The following is a 15,758-nucleotide window of genomic DNA, read 5'->3' as shown; positions in this document are numbered from 1 at the left end:
GTGCCGCAACTAAACAAACTGCGGACGGCCCTACCGGGGGGAATTGGCGGAGACACCGCCCCACCCCCGTCGGCCCGCCTCCGTACCGCGCTGACCGTGTTCTTCGCCCTTGACGGGCTCCTGTTCGCCGGCTGGGTGGTCCGCATCCCGGCCATCAAGCACCAGACCGGAGCCACCCCCTCCACCCTAGGACTCGCCCTGCTCGGCGTCTCCGCGGGCGCGGTGATCACCATGATGCTCACCGGCAGGCTCTGCCGGCGCTACGGAAGCCATGCCGTCACCGTGGTCTGCGGTGTGCTGCTGTCGCTGAGCATCGCCCTTCCCGCGCAGACGCATTCGGTCCTCGCTCTCGGGCTGGTCCTGCTGCTGTTCGGAGCCGCCTACGGCGGCATGAACGTGGCGATGAACAGCGCGGCCGTCGATCTGGTGACCGCCATCCGCCGCCCCGTGATGCCGAGCTTCCACGCCGCGTTCAGCCTCGGCGGCATGGCCGGCGCCGGGCTCGGCGGACTGGTCGCGGGCGGCCTGTCGCCCTCGACGCACCTGTTCGCCCTCACCGGAATCGGGCTGCTGGTCACAGCGGCCACCGGACCCGTACTGCTGCGCCACCGGCCGGACACCGCAAACCCCGCCCCGAAGCAGCGGACGGCCGGTGCACCGGAGCGCCCGCAACGCATGGACGGCCGCGCCCGCCGGATCGTGATCCTCTTCGGCGTCATCGCGCTCTGCACGGCGTACGGTGAGGGCGCGCTGGCCGAGTGGGGCGCACTGCACCTCGCGCAGGACCTGCACGCCAACCCCGGGCCCGCAGCCGCCGGTTACTCCCTGTTCGCCCTGACCATGGCCATCGGCCGCCTCACCGGCACCACACTCCTCGAACGGTACGGACAGACCCGCACCCTGGTGGCGGGCGGGACTACGGCCGCGGCCGGGATGCTCCTGGGGGCCCTCGCCCCCACCCTCTGGCTCGCCCTGCTCGGTTTCGCCGTGACCGGCCTCGGCCTGGCCAACATCTTCCCCGTCGCCGTCGGCCGGGCGGGCGCGCTGGCCGGTCCCGGCGGAGTGGCTGCCGCGTCGACGCTCGGCTATGGCGGAATGCTGCTGGGACCGCCGGTGATCGGCTTCCTGGCCGACTGGTTCTCCCTGCCCGTGGCGCTCACGACGGTGACCCTGCTCGCCGCGACCGCGGCGCTGCTGGGATACGGGGCACGCCGTGCGGCGCACACGTGAGCGATTGAGTAGGCGTACTCAGGCACCGGCGGCTTCCCAGGCGCACGATGGAGACATCAACCAACCACGGGGAGCGGGACATGAGCCACCAGCTGATGAACAAGCGGCAACTGCGCGCACTGGCACGACTGACCTTCGGTAACGCGGCGTCGCTGATCTACCTCGGCCTCGTCCTCGCTGCCACGGCGTTCGTCGCGGTGGACACGCTGTTCGTGGCCCACGAGGATGCCTCGTTCGCCGGCGTCTGGGTGTTCTTCCTTGCGGCGCCGACCGTCTTCGTCTTCCTCGTCGGCAGCTCCATGGCGGGAGCCGAGTCGGGCGGTCCGGCCTGGTTCGTCTACCTTGCCCTCATCGTGTCCGTCCTCGTGCAGGCCTGCGCCCTCGGCTGGTTCGCACGACTGGTGCGCCGCGGCGGCCGGAGCCGCTCCGCCCACCCCCAGGGCGCCTGACACACAGCTGGCACAATCTCAGCCGTGGAGACAACGGAGCACATCGCATCCCTCGCCGAGGAAGGCCGTCTGCTGGCCGAGGCCGCCGGCGAGGCGGGCCCGGACGCACCGGTTCCGACCTGCCCGGGCTGGCAGGTGCGCAATCTGCTGCGGCACACCGGCATGGTGCACCGCTGGGCGACCGCGTTCGTGACCGAGGGCCACCGGACGTACCACCCGGACGGTGGCGAGCCCGATCTGGACGGCGCCGAGCTGCTCGACTGGTTCACAGAAGGGCACGGGCTGCTGGTCGAGGCACTGCGGACCGCGCCCGCCGACCTCGAATGCTGGACCTTCCTGCCGGCACCGTCCCCGCTGGCGTTCTGGGCTCGCAGGCAGGCGCACGAGACCAGGATCCACCGAGTGGACGCCGAATCGGCGCGCGGCGGAGCAATGACACCGGTGGCAGCGCGCTACGCCGTTGACGGCATCGACGAGCTGCTGACCGGATTCCACGCCCGCCCCAGGAGCCGGGTGCGTTCCGACATACCCCGCACACTGCGGGTGCGTGCGCTGGATGCGGATGCGGTGTGGACCGTACGGCTGTCGGCCGAACCGCCGCAGACGGTGCGTGGCGCTGCAGCGGACGCGGAGCCGTCCGACTGCGAGGTGAGCGGGGCCGCCGCGGAGCTCTGTCTGGGCCTGTGGAACCGTCTGCCGCTCTCGTCCCTCGTGGTGAGCGGGGACCCTGAAGTCGCCGCGCTGTGGACCGGGAAATCCGGAGTCAACTAGGTCGTGAACGGTCCGGCCGCACCGGACCGGACGGTCCCACTCAGCCCCGGGGCCCGCCCAGCATCCGGGAGAGCACCTCTCGCTGCAGCGGCCTGACCTCCCTGTGGCGGGTCCGGCCCTGCTCCGTCAGCTCGACCCGGACGCCGCGACGGTCCTCACTGCACATTCCGCGGCTGACCAGCCCGTCCCGCTCCAGCCGGGCAACCAGCCGGGACAGCGCGCTCTGGCTGAGATGAACCCGCGAAGCGAGCTCCTGTACGCGACAGGCACCGCCGCCGTCCTCGGCCGCGCTCTCCGCGAGGACGTCCAGCACCTCGAAGTCGCTGGCCCCCAGGCCGTGCTGATGGAGCGCGCGATCGAGCTCGGACAGGGTCCTGGCGTGCAGCGCGAGAAGGGCCCGCCACTCGTCGACGAGTACCCGGTCGGACGTGTTCGCTGCCATGTCCGCACGCTAGCAGAGCACGAACGGATCGTTGCATCGGAATTATATGCACACGCATGGAAAGAGGGGGGGTGGTGCCCGACGGGGCTCCTTGCCGCCTGCCGCCCCTCCTGTGACACTTCGGACATGGGGCGACGCACTCAGGCGGACCGGGACGCGATGACGGTCGAAATCGGCTACGCGGTGGTGAGCGGCGCCCTGGTGGCCGTGGCCACGTTCGCCGGGATCCTCCTCCCTGCCCTGTTCCTCGATCTGACGCCTGCGGGCGAGCGCATCCTGTTCCGCATCGGGGCCACGCTCGGCTCCCTGGCGTTCGCCGTCCGCGTGGCGCACGTGCTGTGGCGCTTTCCGCGTGCACCGCATGAGCAGCTTGTGCCGTCCGCTCAGCCGAGCCAGCCGGGCCGTACGAGCCCCGACTCGTAGGCGAGCACGACGAGCTGGGCCCGGTCCCGGGCACCCAGCTTCACCATCGCGCGGCTCACATGGGTCTTGGCGGTCAACGGGCTGACGACGAGCCTGCGGGCGATCTCCTCGTTGGAGAGCCCGATTCCGACGAGGGCCATCACCTCCCGTTCCCGTTCGGTCAGTTCGTTCAGGGCCGTCATCGCCGCGGGCTCCTTGGACCGGGCGGCGAACTCGGCGATCAGGCGGCGCGTCACACCGGGCGAGAGCAGCGCGTCGCCGCCCACCACCGCCCGTACCGCGCGCAGCAGTTCCTCCGGTTCGGTGTCCTTGACCAGAAAGCCGGAGGCGCCGGAGCGGATCGCCTCGAACACATACTCGTCCAGCTCGAAGGTGGTGAGCATGATCACCTTCACCTCGCTCAGGGCGGGGTCGCCGGTGATGGCGCGCGTCGCCGCGAGGCCGTCCAGATGGGGCATGCGGATGTCCATGAGCACCGTGTCGGGCCGTAGTTCGCGTACGAGGCGCACGGCTTCCGCGCCGTCGGCCGCCTCTCCCGCCACCTCGATGTCGGGCTGGGCGTCCAACAGGGCGCGGAAGCCTGCCCGGACGAGCAGTTGGTCGTCGGCGAGCAGTACGCGGATCACGAGGTCTCCTCCGTGGGTCGGGCCGGACCCCGTGAACCCGAGGGCAGTGGGAGCTGCGCCCGCACGCGGAAGCCGCCACCGGGCCGTGGCCCCGCGTCGATCGTGCCACCCAGCGCAGCGGCCCGCTCCCGCATGCCGACAAGACCGTTGCCGCTGCCCCCGGCGTCGCCGCCGGTCGCGGGTCCCTCGTCGTCGATACGGAGCCGGATGCCCTCGTTCCCGTACGCGATCCGGACCTGGGCATGACGCGAGCCGGAGTGCCGCACCACGTTCGTGAGAGCCTCCTGCACGATGCGGAAGGCTGCGAGGTCGGTGCCGGGCGGGACCGCGCCCGCTGCCCCGTCCGTCTCGACCGTCACTGTCAGGCCCGCAGCGGCTGCCTGGTCGACGAGTTCGGGCAACCGCTCCAGCCCCGGGGCGGGGGCGCGGGGGGCATCGCCCGGTGCGCGGAGGTTGGCGAGGACCTGGCGGACCTCGCCCAGTGCCTCCTTGCTTGCGGACTTGATGGTGGTGAGGGCGGTGCGGGCCTGTTCCGGATCCGAGTCGAGCAGCGCCAGTCCGACCCCGGCCTGGACGTTGATGACGGAAATACTGTGGGCGAGGACGTCGTGGAGTTCACGGGCCATGCGCAGCCTCTCCTCGTCGGCCCGCCGCTTCTCGGCCGCCTCGCGCTCCGTCCTGGCCGCAGCCCATTGCTCGCGGCGTACTCGCAGCAGCTCCGCGGCGGCGACGATCGCCGCCACCCAGGCAGTGACGAGCGCCTCCTGGCCCCAGGGGGCCGCGCCGTCCCCGTCCGGCGGCAGCCACCTGTACAGCCAGTGCGACATCAGCACATGCCCTGCCCACAGCGCACCGAGTGACCACCAGGCGGCCCTGCGGTGCCCCGACACGATGGCACTGAAGCAGCCCACGGCAACGGCCAGGAACACCGGGCCGTACGGATAGCCCAGCCCGAGGTAGACCAGTGTCGCCGCCGACGTCCCGACGACGGCCACCACGGGATTCCGGTGCCGCACGAGAAGTACGGCGACGGCGGCGAACAGCAGCAGCCGCGCGACGAGGTCGACCGGCTGACGATCCTGGCCCTGCGCCGCGAAATTCGTGCCCGCCATGACGAAGGCACCGAGTGCGACGGTCGACGGCCACGGCAACCGCGCGGCGTACCGTGCTCGCATCCCGGACAGCCACCGCGGCGGACCCTCGTCCCAGGGGCCGCCCGGCCCCCGGCGGGGGCCCGCGCTTGTGTACGATCGCTGTTCGTCCATAGCGGCAACGCTAGACGGGCGGCCCCCTGCCGGGCGTCAGCCGGGCGTGGTGATCACACGTACTCCCTGTGGAGTACTTCGTCCGGTCGGCCCGGCGCCGGCGGGGCCTCGCCGAACCCCTGGAAGTCTCCGCGGCCGGCACAGCGGACCCGGTGCCCACCACCTGGCGCGTGCGGGTGGCCGAGAGGGTGCGGCCGTCCTGCCGCCACGGTGTCTGCCGCCGCTGACCGCCCGCTGGAAGTCTCGCCGGAAGAAGGTCGGGCCACCGTGCACGGTTCGAGCTGGTGTCGATGCATGGCCGACCCGATTGCATGGCCGACTCGATGTGCTGCGAACTCCTGGGAACCTTGAGGGTGTTGCATGCCGGCACCGAGGTCGAGCCGGGGCCGCCGAAGCAGCGCGCGGTCCTGGCCGTGCTGCTCCACCAGGACGGCCGGTCGCTGTCGTACGACGGACCGGTGGACGCGGTCTGGGGCGATTCACCCCCCCGTGCGCGTACGGAATCTCTTACAGAAGTACGTCTCCGGGCTGCGCCGGGCCCTTTCGGGCGGTCCGGCCCTGGAGTTGGTATGGACGGGCAGCGGGTACCGGCTGGCAGGTGGGCGCATCGACGATCTCGCGGAGCGTCACGCACCGCCGCGTTCGGCGCCGGCCGCGAGGAGGCGGGCGACCTGCTGAGGGCTTCCGAACTGGCGTGCGGGCCGAAACCTTGTGGCGGGGCGACTTCGCCGAGGGTCTGACCGGGCCGTACCTGGAGGCCGAACGGCGGCACTGGGCGGAGAGGCGGCTCACGGTGCTCGATGCCCGGCCGGCCGTCGACATCGGACTGGGGCGCTTCCGGGAATGCGCGCACGAGCTCGTACGGGAGGTGGCGGCCCATCCGCCGCGCGAGCGCTTCAGCTGACTGCTGATGCTGGCGCTGTACCGGAGCGGGCGGCCCTCGGACGCCCTGCTGGTGTACGAAGAGGCACGCCGGCATAGCGCCGAGGCAATGGGCGCCGGCCCGGGTCCGGCCCTGCAGGCCCTCCACCGGCGGGTGCTGCGTCAGGACCCCGCGCTGCTCGCTCCGTCGGCGACAGCGGCCTGACCGTCCAGGAGACCCACCGAGTGGGCGAGCTCGTGCGCGGCACGCCGGAACAGCAGGTCCCGCGCCTCGACCACCCGGTTGAACTGGCCGAAGACCTCGAAGGAGATCAGGCCGAAGAGTTGCGCCCACGCCGCGACGAGCGCGGCCACAACGGCAGGTGGGAGGTCGGGGGCGAGGTCGGCCGCCATGCGTTCGGCCTCCGGGCGCAGCTCGCCGGCCAGCGGCGGGACAGCCAGACCGTCGCTGAGGAAGGCGTCGCGGATGAGCCCGATGAGGACGAGGCCCACGCGTGATGCGGGGCCGATGGTGTCCTGCGGGGCCGTGTACCCGGGGACGGGCGAGCCGTAGATCAGTGCGTACTCATGCGGATGGGCGAGGGCCCAGTCCCGTACGGCACATGCAACGGTGGCCCAGCGGGCGGGGTGAGGTCCGGTGGAGCCGCCGGCCGTCGCGCGAGCGGCCTCCGCGGTCGCGCCGACCGCGCCGTAGGCGTCGACGATGAGTGCGGTGAGGAGATCGTCACGGCTCGGGAAGTAGCGGTAGAGCGCGGAGGACACCATGCCCAGCTCGCGTGCGACGGCGCGCAGGGAGAGCTTCGCGGCGCCGTCCGCGGCGAGCTGTTTCCTCGCCTCGTCCTTGATGGCGGCGGTGACCTCGATGCGAGCCCGTTCTCTGGCTCCTCGGATGGTGCTCATACGCTCATTCTGCCATGGAACGGATCACTGACCAATAATAAGAGCAGTGATCTTGCTTTTGAGCACGCGTTGCGTGCACACTGATCTCAAGAGAGAGCAGTGCTCACACTCGTAAAGGGGATCTCATGTCCGCACATGTTCAGAAGCCCGGCTGGTTCACGGTCAACGTCCTCAACCGGACCGTCGCCTGGATCACCCGGCGCGGCATCAGTGTCTGGGGATCCCGCGTCCTCGCGGTCCGTGGCCGCAAGAGCGGCGAGTGGCGCCGCACCCCGGTCAACCTCCTGACCGTGGACGGGCAGCAGTACCTGGTGGCGCCCCGCGGCCATGTCCAGTGGACGCACAACATGCGGGCAGCTGGTGGTGGCGAGCTCCACCTCGGGAAGAAGAGCACGGCCTTCACGGCCACCGAGGTCCCCGACGACGAGAAGCCCGATCTGCTGCGCGCCTACCTCAAGCGCTGGAAGGCGGAGGTCGGCGTGTTCTTCGGAGGCGTCGGCCCGGACTCATCCGCCGAGGAGCTGCGCCGTATCGCCCCCGACCACCCGGTCTTCCGGATCACGGTCGAGAACTGAGGCCCTCTGCGAACCGAGGCACCCGTGCGAACGGGAAGTGGCCTCAGCGAACCGAGGCATCCTCCACAGACCGGCACGGCCCGCTCCCGGAGCTCTCTGGCGGTCCATCACCGACTGACGGCCCATCAATGACTAGCGGTCCATCAACGACAGCGCCCGCTGTGCCATCGGGTGCGAGCGCACCAGCTCGGCCAGCGACGTCGTCCCCCGGGTGATCCCGGCGAACGCTGTCCAGGCCGGGCGGAATCCCGTCAGCACCGCATGGAGAACTCCCGGGCGCCGCTCGAACAGCTTGAGCATGCTCCGGCCGACGCCCATCTCGACGCCCAGCCCCGCCTTGATCGCGAATGCGTAGTTGAGGGCCTGCCGCCTGGCATCGACCGCGTCATGCGCCTCGGCGATCCGTACCGCCCACTCACCGGCGAGCCGCCCGGAGCGCAGGGCGAACGAAATGCCTTCCCTGGTCCACGGCTCGAGCAGACCGGCCGCGTCCCCGCAGACCACCACCCTGCCGCGGGAGAGCGGCGAGTCGTCGCTGCGGCAGCGGGTCAGATGCCCGGAAGAAATCTTCGGCTCGAACCCGGCAAGCCCCAGCCGCCCGATGAAGTCCTCCAGATACCGCTTGGTCCCCGCACCGTCGCCCCGCGCGGAGATCACCCCGACGGTCAGTGTGTCGCCCTTCGGGAAGACCCAGCCGTAACTTCCGGGCATCGGCCCCCAGTCGATGAGCACCCGCCCCGCCCAGTCCTCCGCGACCGTCTCCGGAACCGGGATCTCCGCCTCGAGACCGAGGTCCACCTGGTCGAGCTTCACCCCGACATGCGCCCCTATGCGGCCCGCGCTGCCGTCCGCACCGACGACCGCCCGGGCGAGAACCGTCTCCCCGTCGGACAGCACCACGGCGACCGTGCGCCGGTCGGGCACCGCGGGACCGTGCTGCTCCACCCGCGTCACCGCCGTACCGGTACGCAGTTCGGCGCCCGCCTTCTGCGCCTCCTCCACCAGACCGGCATCGAACTCCGGACGGTTGATCAGCCCGAAGAGCATGCGCTTGGACCTGCGGGTGCGGGACAGCTTCCCGTTGAGCGAGAAGGTGACCGCGTGCACACGGTCCCTCAGGGGCAGTTCGAAGCCCGGGGGCAGGGAATCCCGCGAGAATCCGATGATTCCGCCGCCGCACGTCTTGTAGCGGGGAATCTCCGCCTTCTCCAGCAACAGCACCCGACGGCCTGCGACGGCTGCCGCATACGCCGCGGAAGCTCCGGCCGGACCCGCACCGACCACGACGACGTCCCATACCGACGACTCTTCCGGCTCACGTCCGGCGTCTGCGTTCTCGCTGCTCACGATGTGCTTCTGCTCCTGATCCCGACCAGTGGCCCCAGCTGCTCACGGCATCCTACGGCGCGTTGCGGCCGAGCTCCGCTGTGGGAGGATCAGCCATGATTTCGTCGTACACGCAACGCCGCATCCATGGCGTCGCCCCCGTTGGCGTACACACCGCGCCATAGACCTAACGTCGCACCCACCAGGAGCGTGCCCATGACCGCCCGTCCGATTTCCGAGACCGTTGCCTCGCTGATGCCCCGCGCGAAGGCGGAGCTGACCGAGCTGGTGGCTTTCCGGTCGGTGGCGGATCCCGCGCAGTTCCCGAGGAGTGAGTGCGAGGCGGCGGCCGACTGGGTCGCCGACGCGTTGCGGGCCGAGGACTTCCAGGACGTTGCGCTGCTCGACACCCCGGACGGTACCCGCTCGGTGTACGGCTTCCTGCCCGGACCGGCAGGCGCGCCGACCGTGCTGCTCTACGCGCACTACGACGTCCAGCCTCCGTTGGACGAGGCGGCCTGGCTCTCCCCGCCGTTCGAGCTGACCGAGCGCGACGGCCGCTGGTTCGGCCGGGGCGCCGCGGACTGCAAGGGCGGCTTCATCATGCATCTGCTCGCGCTGCGCGCCCTCAAGGCGAACGGCGGCGTGCCGGTCTCCGTCAAGGTGATCGCGGAGGGCTCGGAGGAGCAGGGGACGGGCGGCCTCGAACAGTACGCCGAGGCGCACCCGGAGCTGCTCGCCGCCGACACGATCGTCATCGGTGACACCGGAAACTTCCGGGTCGGTCTGCCCACCGTCACCTCGACGCTTCGGGGTATGACCATGCTTCGGGTGCAGTTGAACACCCTCGAGGGGAACCTGCACTCCGGGCAGTTCGGCGGTGCCGCCCCGGACGCGCTGGCCGCCATGATCCAGCTGCTGGCATCGCTGCGCGCAGAGGACGGTACGACGACGGTCGACGGGCTGGCCACGGACGCCGAGTGGGACGGACTGCAGTACCCGGAGGGCGAGTTCCGCAAGGACGCGAAGGTGCTCGACGGCGTGGAACTGATCGGCACCGGCTCCGTCGCCGACCGGATCTGGGCGCGGCCCGCGGTGACGGTCATCGGCATCGACTGCCCGCCCGTGGTGGGTGCCACCCCGTCGCTGCAGGCGAGCGCCCGGGCTCAGATCAGCCTGCGGGTGCCCCCGGGCCAGGACGCCGCGGAGGCCACGAAGCTGCTGACGGCTCACCTCGAGTCGCACGCCCCGTGGGGTGCGCGTGTCTCGGTCGAAAAGGTCGGCCAGGGCCAGCCGTTCCGCGCCGACATCACCAGCCCGGCGTACACCTCCATGGCGGAGGCCATGCGGGTCGCCTACCCGGGCGAGGAGATGCAGTCGTCCGGCATGGGCGGCTCCATCCCGCTCTGCAACACCCTGGCCGGGCTGTACCCGCAGGCGGAGATCCTGCTGATCGGGCTGAGCGAGCCCGAGGCCCAGATCCACGCGGTGAACGAGAGCGTTTCCCCTCAGGAGCTCGAGCGCCTCTCCGTCGCCGAGGCGCTGTTCCTGCGCAACTACGCGGAGTCCAAGAAGGTCTGAGGGGCCCCGCCTCTCACGGCTGCGCGCTGAGCGAACGTCGCCCGGAGGGGAACTCCGGGCGACCGGCGCCTGCCTGTGCGTACGTTCACGGCCTGGATCCCGTCGACGCCCGCTGTACGAACGCGCGCTGAGTATGCCCGGCGCCGCCCACCCGGGTCGACCGCGAACGGACGGACGCCGACGAGCTCCCGCGCGCCGGCAGTGCCCGGGTGGCCCACAGCAACCGGTCCGGCTTTGTCCAACCGGACCGGCTTTGCCCGGCCGGTCTCTCACCCCACCGGCACACCGGCCTCCAGGTTGAGCACGGTGGACCGTTCGCGGGCTCGCAGGGCCCAGCGCAGCCGCTCGAAGCGGGTGGGCGGGAGCATGACGGCCGCCTCCTCCTCGGTGACGAAGCGCCAGCCACGCAGCTCCGAACCGGGCAGCAGAAGCTGCGCGGCGTCCCCGCTGTTCAGGCGCCCGCCGTCGAACAGGAAGCGCAGACCTCCGTATCCGGGCGGCCTCGGCGCCTCCCAGTCGACCAACAGGAGTTTCGGTACGGTGCCGAGGCAGAGCCCGAGCTCCTCGGCGACCTCCCGTATCCCGGCCTCTGCCGGAGCCTCGCCCGGCTCCACCACCCCGCCGGGGAACTCCCAGCCCGGCTTGTAGGTCGGGTCGACGAGCAGGAACCGGTCCTGTTCGTCGAAGAGCAGGACCCCGGAGGCGACGGTTTCCGCACGCGGCTCGGGGGTCTGCACTATCTCGCACTCCCGGGCGTCCCCGCTGCGTACGGCCTCGGCTATCCGCTCGGCCGTCTCGTACGGAGTGAGGGCGCTGGTGTCGATCGTGTGGGCGTCCGCGGTGATCCACTTGAGCGCCGCCCGGTAGGGCTCGATGTGTTCGTAGGCCCACTGCCGGATCCGCTCGCTGTGTTCGGGGTCGTCCGCGAACTCCTCCCGGTCGGCGATCCGCCTCCGCAGGATCGTTTCCTCAGGTGAGAGCAGTACATGACGCACCGGAATACGCCGGGCGGCAAGTCCACCGAAGATCTCGTCGCGATACTCCTGCCTCAGCAGTGTCATCGGCACCACGAGCACGCCGGAGAGCTCGGCGAGCAGCGCGGCGGCCGTGTCGACCACCAGGCGACGCCAGATCGCCAGGTCCTGGAAGTCGGCTACTTCGGCGAGCTTCTTCTGGGGCAGCAGGTGGCGCAGTCCCCCGCCGATCAGTTCGGGGTCGTAGAAGGTGCTGTTCGGGATCAGATCGATCAGTTCGCACGCGGCGCTCGTTTTGCCCGCACCGAACGCACCGTTGATCCAGACGATCACGGGTCCCCCTCTTCCGTAGCCCCCTGTGGCTTGCCCGCAACACCCCGCTGCGGAAACCCGCCGGGGCGACGCGGTTGCACGGACGCGGCCACCGGAGCCTGTCGGAGGGCGTCCCACTGTACGAGCCGGGCCTCCGGCGTGGCCGTAACGGTCAGCGGCCGGACATCGTTGGAGCGATCAGCCACAGTAACGAGGAGGGGGTGCGCGGTGCGCCGCACGGTACTTGAGCAGTTTCCCGCAGGAGGACCGCGGGGCAGCTGGCCCGCGGAGGAGTTCGCGGCCGCCCGCCGCGGTGAGGGCATGGCCGCAGAGGTCGTGATGGATCTGGAGCAGGACGCGTTCCTCGTGGTCGTGCCGCAGCAGGCGACGGACCGGGGCCGCTGAACCGGGCGCGGGGCGCCCGTTCCGGCACGCCGTTACGGGGCGGCGACGGCCCGTACCCCGTTCGCCCTTCCGGGACGGACCGCCGACGCGGCGGCTGCCGCACCCACCAGTCCTGCGTCGGTGCCCATCACCGCGGGGGCGACCGTCAGTTGCTGGACGAAGGAGAGCGTGGCGTAGTCGCGCAGGAACCGGCGCAGCGGCGCGAAGAGCACATCGCCCGCGCCGGCCACTCCCCCGCCGATCACCGCGATGTCGATCTCGGCCAGCGTGGCCGTGGCGGCGATCCCGGCGGCCAGAGCCTGGGCTGCCCGCTCGTACGAAGCGACGGCGACCGGGTCGCCTGCCCTTGCGGCAGCGGCCACCGCGGCTGCCGTGGCATCGCCGTCCGGACCGGGGAGCCAGCCGTTCTCCAGGGCGCGGCGCGCGATGTTCGGCCCGCTGGCGAGGCGCTCGACACAGCCGCGAGCACCGCACGGGCAGAGATCGCCGTCCAGGTCGACGCTGATGTGGCCGATGTGGCCGGCGTTGCCCGAAGGACCCGGGTGCAGCTTTCCGCCGAGCACGAGGCCGCCGCCGACGCCCGTGGAGACGACCATGCAGAGCGCGTTGTCATAACCGCGGGCCGCGCCCAGCCAGTGCTCGGCTGCTGTCATCGCGACGCCGTCGCCGACCAGTGCGACAGCGAGTCCCCCCGTTGCCGCACCGACCCGCTCCACCAGCGGGAAGCCCCGCCAGCCCGGGACGTTGACGGGGCTGACCGTACCGGCCGAGGCGTCGACCGGCCCCGCGCTGCCGATGCCGACCGCGCTCACCCTGCTCCACAGCGTGGACGCCTTGAGCTCGGACAGGACACCGCTCACCGCCGCCATCACCGTCTCGGCGTCCTCATGTGCGGGCGTCGGCCGCTGTGCCCGATGGAGAAGGGTTCCGCCACCGTCCACCAACGCGCCGGCGATCTTGGTGCCGCCGATGTCGAGCGCTGCGACGAGGTCGGTATGCATCGGCGTGGTCTCTCCGAATGAGTGAGGAGCGGGCGAGAGGGCGGGACCTGCGACTTCAGTAGGTGGTCTGCATAGTCTCCATTCTGTTGACAACGTTGTCCAGGGCCTATGCTCGACGCCACAGACTCCGAGCTCTCTCCAGCACCGCCTGTGGGGCGCCGCCGGAACCGCCCGCACCCGACGACAGGACAGCGCACCGTGGCCGAGACCACCCGTCATTCCGAGTCCCGCTACGGCAACCGGCCCACGATGAAGGACGTGGCGGCCCGTGCCGGAGTGGGCCTCAAGACGGTCTCCCGGGTGGTGAACAGCGAACCCGGCGTCACCCCCGACACCGAGCGCCGCGTCCAGGAGGCGATCGACGCCCTGGGCTTCCGGCGCAACGACAGTGCGCGCGTGCTGCGCAAGGGCCGCACGGCATCGATCGGCCTCGTCCTGGAGGATCTCGCCGACCCCTTCTACGGCCCGCTGAGCCGCGCGGTGGAGGAAGTGGCTCGCGCCCACGGCGCACTGCTGATCAACGGCTCCAGCGCCGAGGACCCCGAGCGCGAGCAGGAGCTGGTGCTCGCCCTCTGCGCCCGTCGCGTCGACGGCCTCATCGTGATTCCGGCAGGTGACGACCACCGCTATCTGGAGCCCGAGATACAGGCGGGTATCGCCACCGTGTTCGTGGACCGCCCGGCGGGCCGGGTCGATGCCGACATGGTCCTCTCGGACAGCTTCGGCGGCGCACGCGAAGGCGTCGCCCACCTGCTCGCGCACGGCCACCGCAGGGTCGGCTTCATCGGCGACCAGCCGCGCATCCACACCGCGACAGAACGACTGCGCGGTTACCACGCGGCCATGTCCGATGCCGGAATCACGGTCGAGGATTCCTGGGTCTCCCTCGGATCGACCGATCCGGAGCGGGTCGGGACAGCGGCCCGGACCATGCTCTCGGGTCCCGAGCCGGTCACCGCCCTCTTCGCCGGCAACAACCGTGTGACGGTCACTGCCGTGCGCGTCCTCGCGGAGTGCGACCGCCGGATCGCCCTGGTCGGCTTCGACGACATCGAGCTGGCCGACCTGCTCGGCATCACGGTGATCTCCCAGGACGCCGCGGCGGTCGGCCGCACCGCCGCGGAGCACCTCTTCCGCCGCCTCGACGGCGCCGACCACCCTCCGGTGAGAGTGGAGCTCCCGACGAAGCTCATCCCCCGCGGCTCGGGCGAACTGCCGCCCGCCTGAGACCTCCGTACGGGATTGCGCGGCTACGGCTTCGTCACGGTCAGCCCGCCCCGCCGGGGCGAGGCGAACGTGTCCAGGTCCGCGCGGGTGAGTCCGGTGAGGCGGGCCACCTCCGTGGTGTCCAGGGCGCCGCAGTCGATGCCGCGCAGCAGATAGCCGCTGAGCGCCTTCGCGGTGGCCGGCTCGTCCATGACGTCGCCGCCGGCCTTGGCCACGTACGCGGCGAGCCTGGACGCGGCCTGGCCCAGGCCTTCGCGGTAGAAGGCGTAGACGGCCGCGTAGCGGGTGGGCAGGTGTCCGGGGTGCATGTCCCAGCCCTGGTAGTAGGCGCGGGCCAGGGCACGGCGGGTGAGGCCGTAGTGGAGACGCCAGGCGTCGTGGACCTGCTCGGTGGGACCGACGGGCAGCACATTGGTGGAGCCGTCGCAGACGCGTACGCCGGTGCCCGCGGCGGCGACCTGCATGACGGCCTTGGCGTGGTCGGCGGCGGGGTGGTCACTGGCCTGGTAGGCGGGGCTGACACCGACACAGGCGCTGTAGTCGAACGTCCCGTAGTGCAGGCCCGTCGCACGGCCCCGCGCGGCGTCGATCATTCGGGCCACGGCTGCGGTGCCGTCCGCGGCGAGGATGGACTGACTGGTCTCGATCTGGATCTCGAAACCGAGACGGCCTGCGGGCAGCCCATGAGCCTGCTCGAACGCCTCGAGCAGCCGGACGAAGGCAGTGACCTGCTCGGGGTACGTCACCTTGGGCAGCGTCAGCACGAGGCCGTCGGGTAGGCCCCCTGCCCGCATCAGACCGGTGAGGAAGATATCCGTGGTGCGGATACCGCGGTCGCGCACTCCGGCTTCCATGCACTTCATGCGGATGCCCATGTACGGGGCTGCGGTCCCGTTCCGGTACGCCTCGGACACCAGCCGGGCCGCGCGGGCGGCGGCCTCGTCCTCCTCCACGTCCGGGCGGGGCCCGTAGCCGTCCTCGAAGTCGATGCGCAGGTCCTCCACGGGCTCGCGCTCCAACTTGGCGCGTACGCGGTCGTGGACGGGCCCTGCGAGCTCCTGCGGGATGCCCAGGACCCCGGCGAGTGCGGCGGCGTCGGGGGCGTGTTCGTCAAGGGCCTTCAGCGCCTGGTCACCCCAGGAACGGATGGTGCCGGCGGTGAAGGTGTCGGCAGGGACGTACACGGTGTGGACGGGCTGGCGCGTCCCGGGGTCTCCCGGGTAGCGGCGGGCAAGTTCGGCGTCCACCGCCGCGAGGGAGGCGCTGATCTCCTCACCCACCGAACCGGCGAGGCTCGTTGCCACCTTCTCCTGCTGGCCCATGACCGTACCCTCCACACTCTCGTTATTTCCGCTTCCCGGAAACACTC

At 71.2% G+C, this 15,758-nt stretch carries 16 protein-coding genes and 1 pseudogene; 9 read left to right on the top strand and 8 right to left on the bottom strand.

Going from position 1 to position 15,758, the window contains the following annotated elements:
• The 3 genes from ACFWBQ_RS31590 (at window position 1) to ACFWBQ_RS31580 (ending at window position 2,450) form a co-directional block, all read left to right on the top strand.
• The gene (locus tag ACFWBQ_RS31590; RefSeq protein ID WP_385504250.1) at window positions 1-1,230 is read left to right on the top strand and encodes an MFS transporter; all 1,230 of its coding nucleotides are present in this window, start codon (window positions 1-3) and stop codon (window positions 1,228-1,230) included.
• A gap of 80 nt (window positions 1,231-1,310) precedes the next feature.
• The gene (locus ACFWBQ_RS31585) at window positions 1,311-1,679 is read left to right on the top strand and encodes an SCO4225 family membrane protein (RefSeq protein WP_385504243.1); all 369 of its coding nucleotides are present in this window, start codon (window positions 1,311-1,313) and stop codon (window positions 1,677-1,679) included.
• A gap of 24 nt (window positions 1,680-1,703) precedes the next feature.
• A complete protein-coding gene (locus ACFWBQ_RS31580; protein WP_385504239.1) occupies window positions 1,704-2,450 on the top strand; it encodes a maleylpyruvate isomerase family mycothiol-dependent enzyme in 747 nt (248 codons plus the stop codon).
• 40 nt (window positions 2,451-2,490) lie between these two features.
• Here ACFWBQ_RS31580 and ACFWBQ_RS31575 read toward each other — a convergent pair whose 3' ends face one another.
• Window positions 2,491-2,892: a MarR family winged helix-turn-helix transcriptional regulator gene (locus tag ACFWBQ_RS31575; RefSeq protein ID WP_385504231.1), complete on the bottom strand. Its 402-nt coding sequence runs from the start codon at window positions 2,890-2,892 to the stop codon at window positions 2,491-2,493.
• Between the two features lie 126 nt (window positions 2,893-3,018).
• Between ACFWBQ_RS31575 and ACFWBQ_RS31570 the strand changes: the two genes are divergently transcribed.
• Window positions 3,019-3,315: a DUF6332 family protein gene (locus tag ACFWBQ_RS31570; RefSeq protein ID WP_385504223.1), complete on the top strand. Its 297-nt coding sequence runs from the start codon at window positions 3,019-3,021 to the stop codon at window positions 3,313-3,315.
• Here the strand turns inward: ACFWBQ_RS31570 and ACFWBQ_RS31565 are convergent.
• Window positions 3,276-3,941, bottom strand: coding sequence for a response regulator (locus ACFWBQ_RS31565; protein WP_385504219.1), 666 nt, complete (start codon window positions 3,939-3,941; stop codon window positions 3,276-3,278). The two genes, ACFWBQ_RS31570 and ACFWBQ_RS31565, sit on opposite strands and share 40 nt — an antisense overlap.
• Window positions 3,938-5,206, bottom strand: coding sequence for a sensor histidine kinase (locus ACFWBQ_RS31560; protein WP_385504215.1), 1,269 nt, complete (start codon window positions 5,204-5,206; stop codon window positions 3,938-3,940). Before ACFWBQ_RS31560 ends, ACFWBQ_RS31565 begins: the two co-directional genes overlap by 4 nt.
• Here ACFWBQ_RS31560 and ACFWBQ_RS31555 point away from each other — a divergent pair.
• A pseudogene (locus tag ACFWBQ_RS31555) lies at window positions 5,184-6,293 on the top strand (BTAD domain-containing putative transcriptional regulator). The gene ACFWBQ_RS31560 and the pseudogene ACFWBQ_RS31555 overlap by 23 nt on opposite strands.
• On the opposite strand, the gene ACFWBQ_RS31550 reads toward ACFWBQ_RS31555, so the two are convergent.
• On the bottom strand, window positions 6,251-6,988 hold the full coding sequence (locus tag ACFWBQ_RS31550) for a TetR/AcrR family transcriptional regulator (RefSeq protein WP_385504207.1): 738 nt from the start codon (window positions 6,986-6,988) through the stop codon (window positions 6,251-6,253). The pseudogene ACFWBQ_RS31555 and the gene ACFWBQ_RS31550 sit on opposite strands and share 43 nt — an antisense overlap.
• Window positions 6,989-7,113: 125 nt before the next feature.
• Here ACFWBQ_RS31550 and ACFWBQ_RS31545 point away from each other — a divergent pair, with 125 nt between their 5' ends.
• Complete coding sequence (locus tag ACFWBQ_RS31545; protein ID WP_385504197.1) at window positions 7,114-7,563, top strand: nitroreductase family deazaflavin-dependent oxidoreductase; 450 nt, start codon at window positions 7,114-7,116, stop codon at window positions 7,561-7,563.
• A gap of 132 nt (window positions 7,564-7,695) precedes the next feature.
• Here the strand turns inward: ACFWBQ_RS31545 and ACFWBQ_RS31540 are convergent, their stop codons facing one another.
• Window positions 7,696-8,910, bottom strand: a complete 1,215-nt coding sequence (locus ACFWBQ_RS31540) for a geranylgeranyl reductase family protein (RefSeq protein ID WP_385504191.1) — start codon at window positions 8,908-8,910, stop codon at window positions 7,696-7,698.
• Window positions 8,911-9,105: 195 nt separating this feature from the next.
• Between ACFWBQ_RS31540 and ACFWBQ_RS31535 the strand changes: the two genes are divergently transcribed.
• Window positions 9,106-10,470: a dipeptidase gene (locus ACFWBQ_RS31535; protein ID WP_385504185.1), complete on the top strand. Its 1,365-nt coding sequence runs from the start codon at window positions 9,106-9,108 to the stop codon at window positions 10,468-10,470.
• Window positions 10,471-10,739: 269 nt separating this feature from the next.
• Here the strand turns inward: ACFWBQ_RS31535 and ACFWBQ_RS31530 are convergent, their stop codons facing one another.
• Window positions 10,740-11,777, bottom strand: a complete 1,038-nt coding sequence (locus ACFWBQ_RS31530) for an NUDIX domain-containing protein (protein WP_385504181.1) — start codon at window positions 11,775-11,777, stop codon at window positions 10,740-10,742.
• A 207-nt stretch (window positions 11,778-11,984) separates the two neighbouring features.
• Here ACFWBQ_RS31530 and ACFWBQ_RS31525 point away from each other — a divergent pair, with 207 nt between their 5' ends.
• The gene (locus tag ACFWBQ_RS31525) at window positions 11,985-12,161 is read left to right on the top strand and encodes a hypothetical protein (RefSeq protein WP_385504174.1); all 177 of its coding nucleotides are present in this window, start codon (window positions 11,985-11,987) and stop codon (window positions 12,159-12,161) included.
• A 32-nt stretch (window positions 12,162-12,193) separates the two neighbouring features.
• On the opposite strand, the gene ACFWBQ_RS31520 is transcribed toward ACFWBQ_RS31525, so the two are convergent.
• A complete protein-coding gene (locus ACFWBQ_RS31520) occupies window positions 12,194-13,162 on the bottom strand; it encodes an ROK family protein (protein WP_385504169.1) in 969 nt (322 codons plus the stop codon).
• 198 nt (window positions 13,163-13,360) lie between these two features.
• Here ACFWBQ_RS31520 and ACFWBQ_RS31515 point away from each other — a divergent pair, with 198 nt between their 5' ends.
• A complete protein-coding gene (locus ACFWBQ_RS31515) occupies window positions 13,361-14,389 on the top strand; it encodes a LacI family DNA-binding transcriptional regulator (protein WP_385504165.1) in 1,029 nt (342 codons plus the stop codon).
• 23 nt (window positions 14,390-14,412) lie between these two features.
• Here ACFWBQ_RS31515 and ACFWBQ_RS31510 read toward each other — a convergent pair whose 3' ends face one another.
• Window positions 14,413-15,711: a DUF6986 family protein gene (locus ACFWBQ_RS31510; protein ID WP_385504161.1), complete on the bottom strand. Its 1,299-nt coding sequence runs from the start codon at window positions 15,709-15,711 to the stop codon at window positions 14,413-14,415.
• Between the last annotated feature and the right edge of the window lie 47 nt (window positions 15,712-15,758).

It is taken from the genome of Streptomyces sp. NPDC060035 (assembly GCF_042736635.1).
Lineage (GTDB): Bacteria > Actinomycetota > Actinomycetes > Streptomycetales > Streptomycetaceae > Streptomyces.
The sequence above is the reverse complement of the archived record's forward strand: the minus strand, read 5'-3'. Positions and strand labels throughout refer to the sequence as shown.

Excerpts from the sequence above, each read along its gene's own strand:
- ACFWBQ_RS31560 (WP_385504215.1), bottom strand. The coding sequence starts at position 5,206 with ATGGACGAACAGCGATCGTACACAAGCGCGGGCCCCCGCCGGGGGCCG.
- ACFWBQ_RS31570 (WP_385504223.1), top strand. The coding sequence starts at position 3,019 with ATGGGGCGACGCACTCAGGCGGACCGGGACGCGATGACGGTCGAAATC.
- ACFWBQ_RS31510 (WP_385504161.1), bottom strand. The coding sequence starts at position 15,711 with ATGGGCCAGCAGGAGAAGGTGGCAACGAGCCTCGCCGGTTCGGTGGGT.
- ACFWBQ_RS31545 (WP_385504197.1), top strand. The coding sequence starts at position 7,114 with ATGTCCGCACATGTTCAGAAGCCCGGCTGGTTCACGGTCAACGTCCTC.
- ACFWBQ_RS31575 (WP_385504231.1), bottom strand. The coding sequence starts at position 2,892 with ATGGCAGCGAACACGTCCGACCGGGTACTCGTCGACGAGTGGCGGGCC.
- ACFWBQ_RS31520 (WP_385504169.1), bottom strand. The coding sequence starts at position 13,162 with ATGCATACCGACCTCGTCGCAGCGCTCGACATCGGCGGCACCAAGATC.
- ACFWBQ_RS31585 (WP_385504243.1), top strand. The coding sequence starts at position 1,311 with ATGAGCCACCAGCTGATGAACAAGCGGCAACTGCGCGCACTGGCACGA.
- ACFWBQ_RS31535 (WP_385504185.1), top strand. The coding sequence starts at position 9,106 with ATGACCGCCCGTCCGATTTCCGAGACCGTTGCCTCGCTGATGCCCCGC.
- ACFWBQ_RS31550 (WP_385504207.1), bottom strand. The coding sequence starts at position 6,988 with ATGAGCACCATCCGAGGAGCCAGAGAACGGGCTCGCATCGAGGTCACC.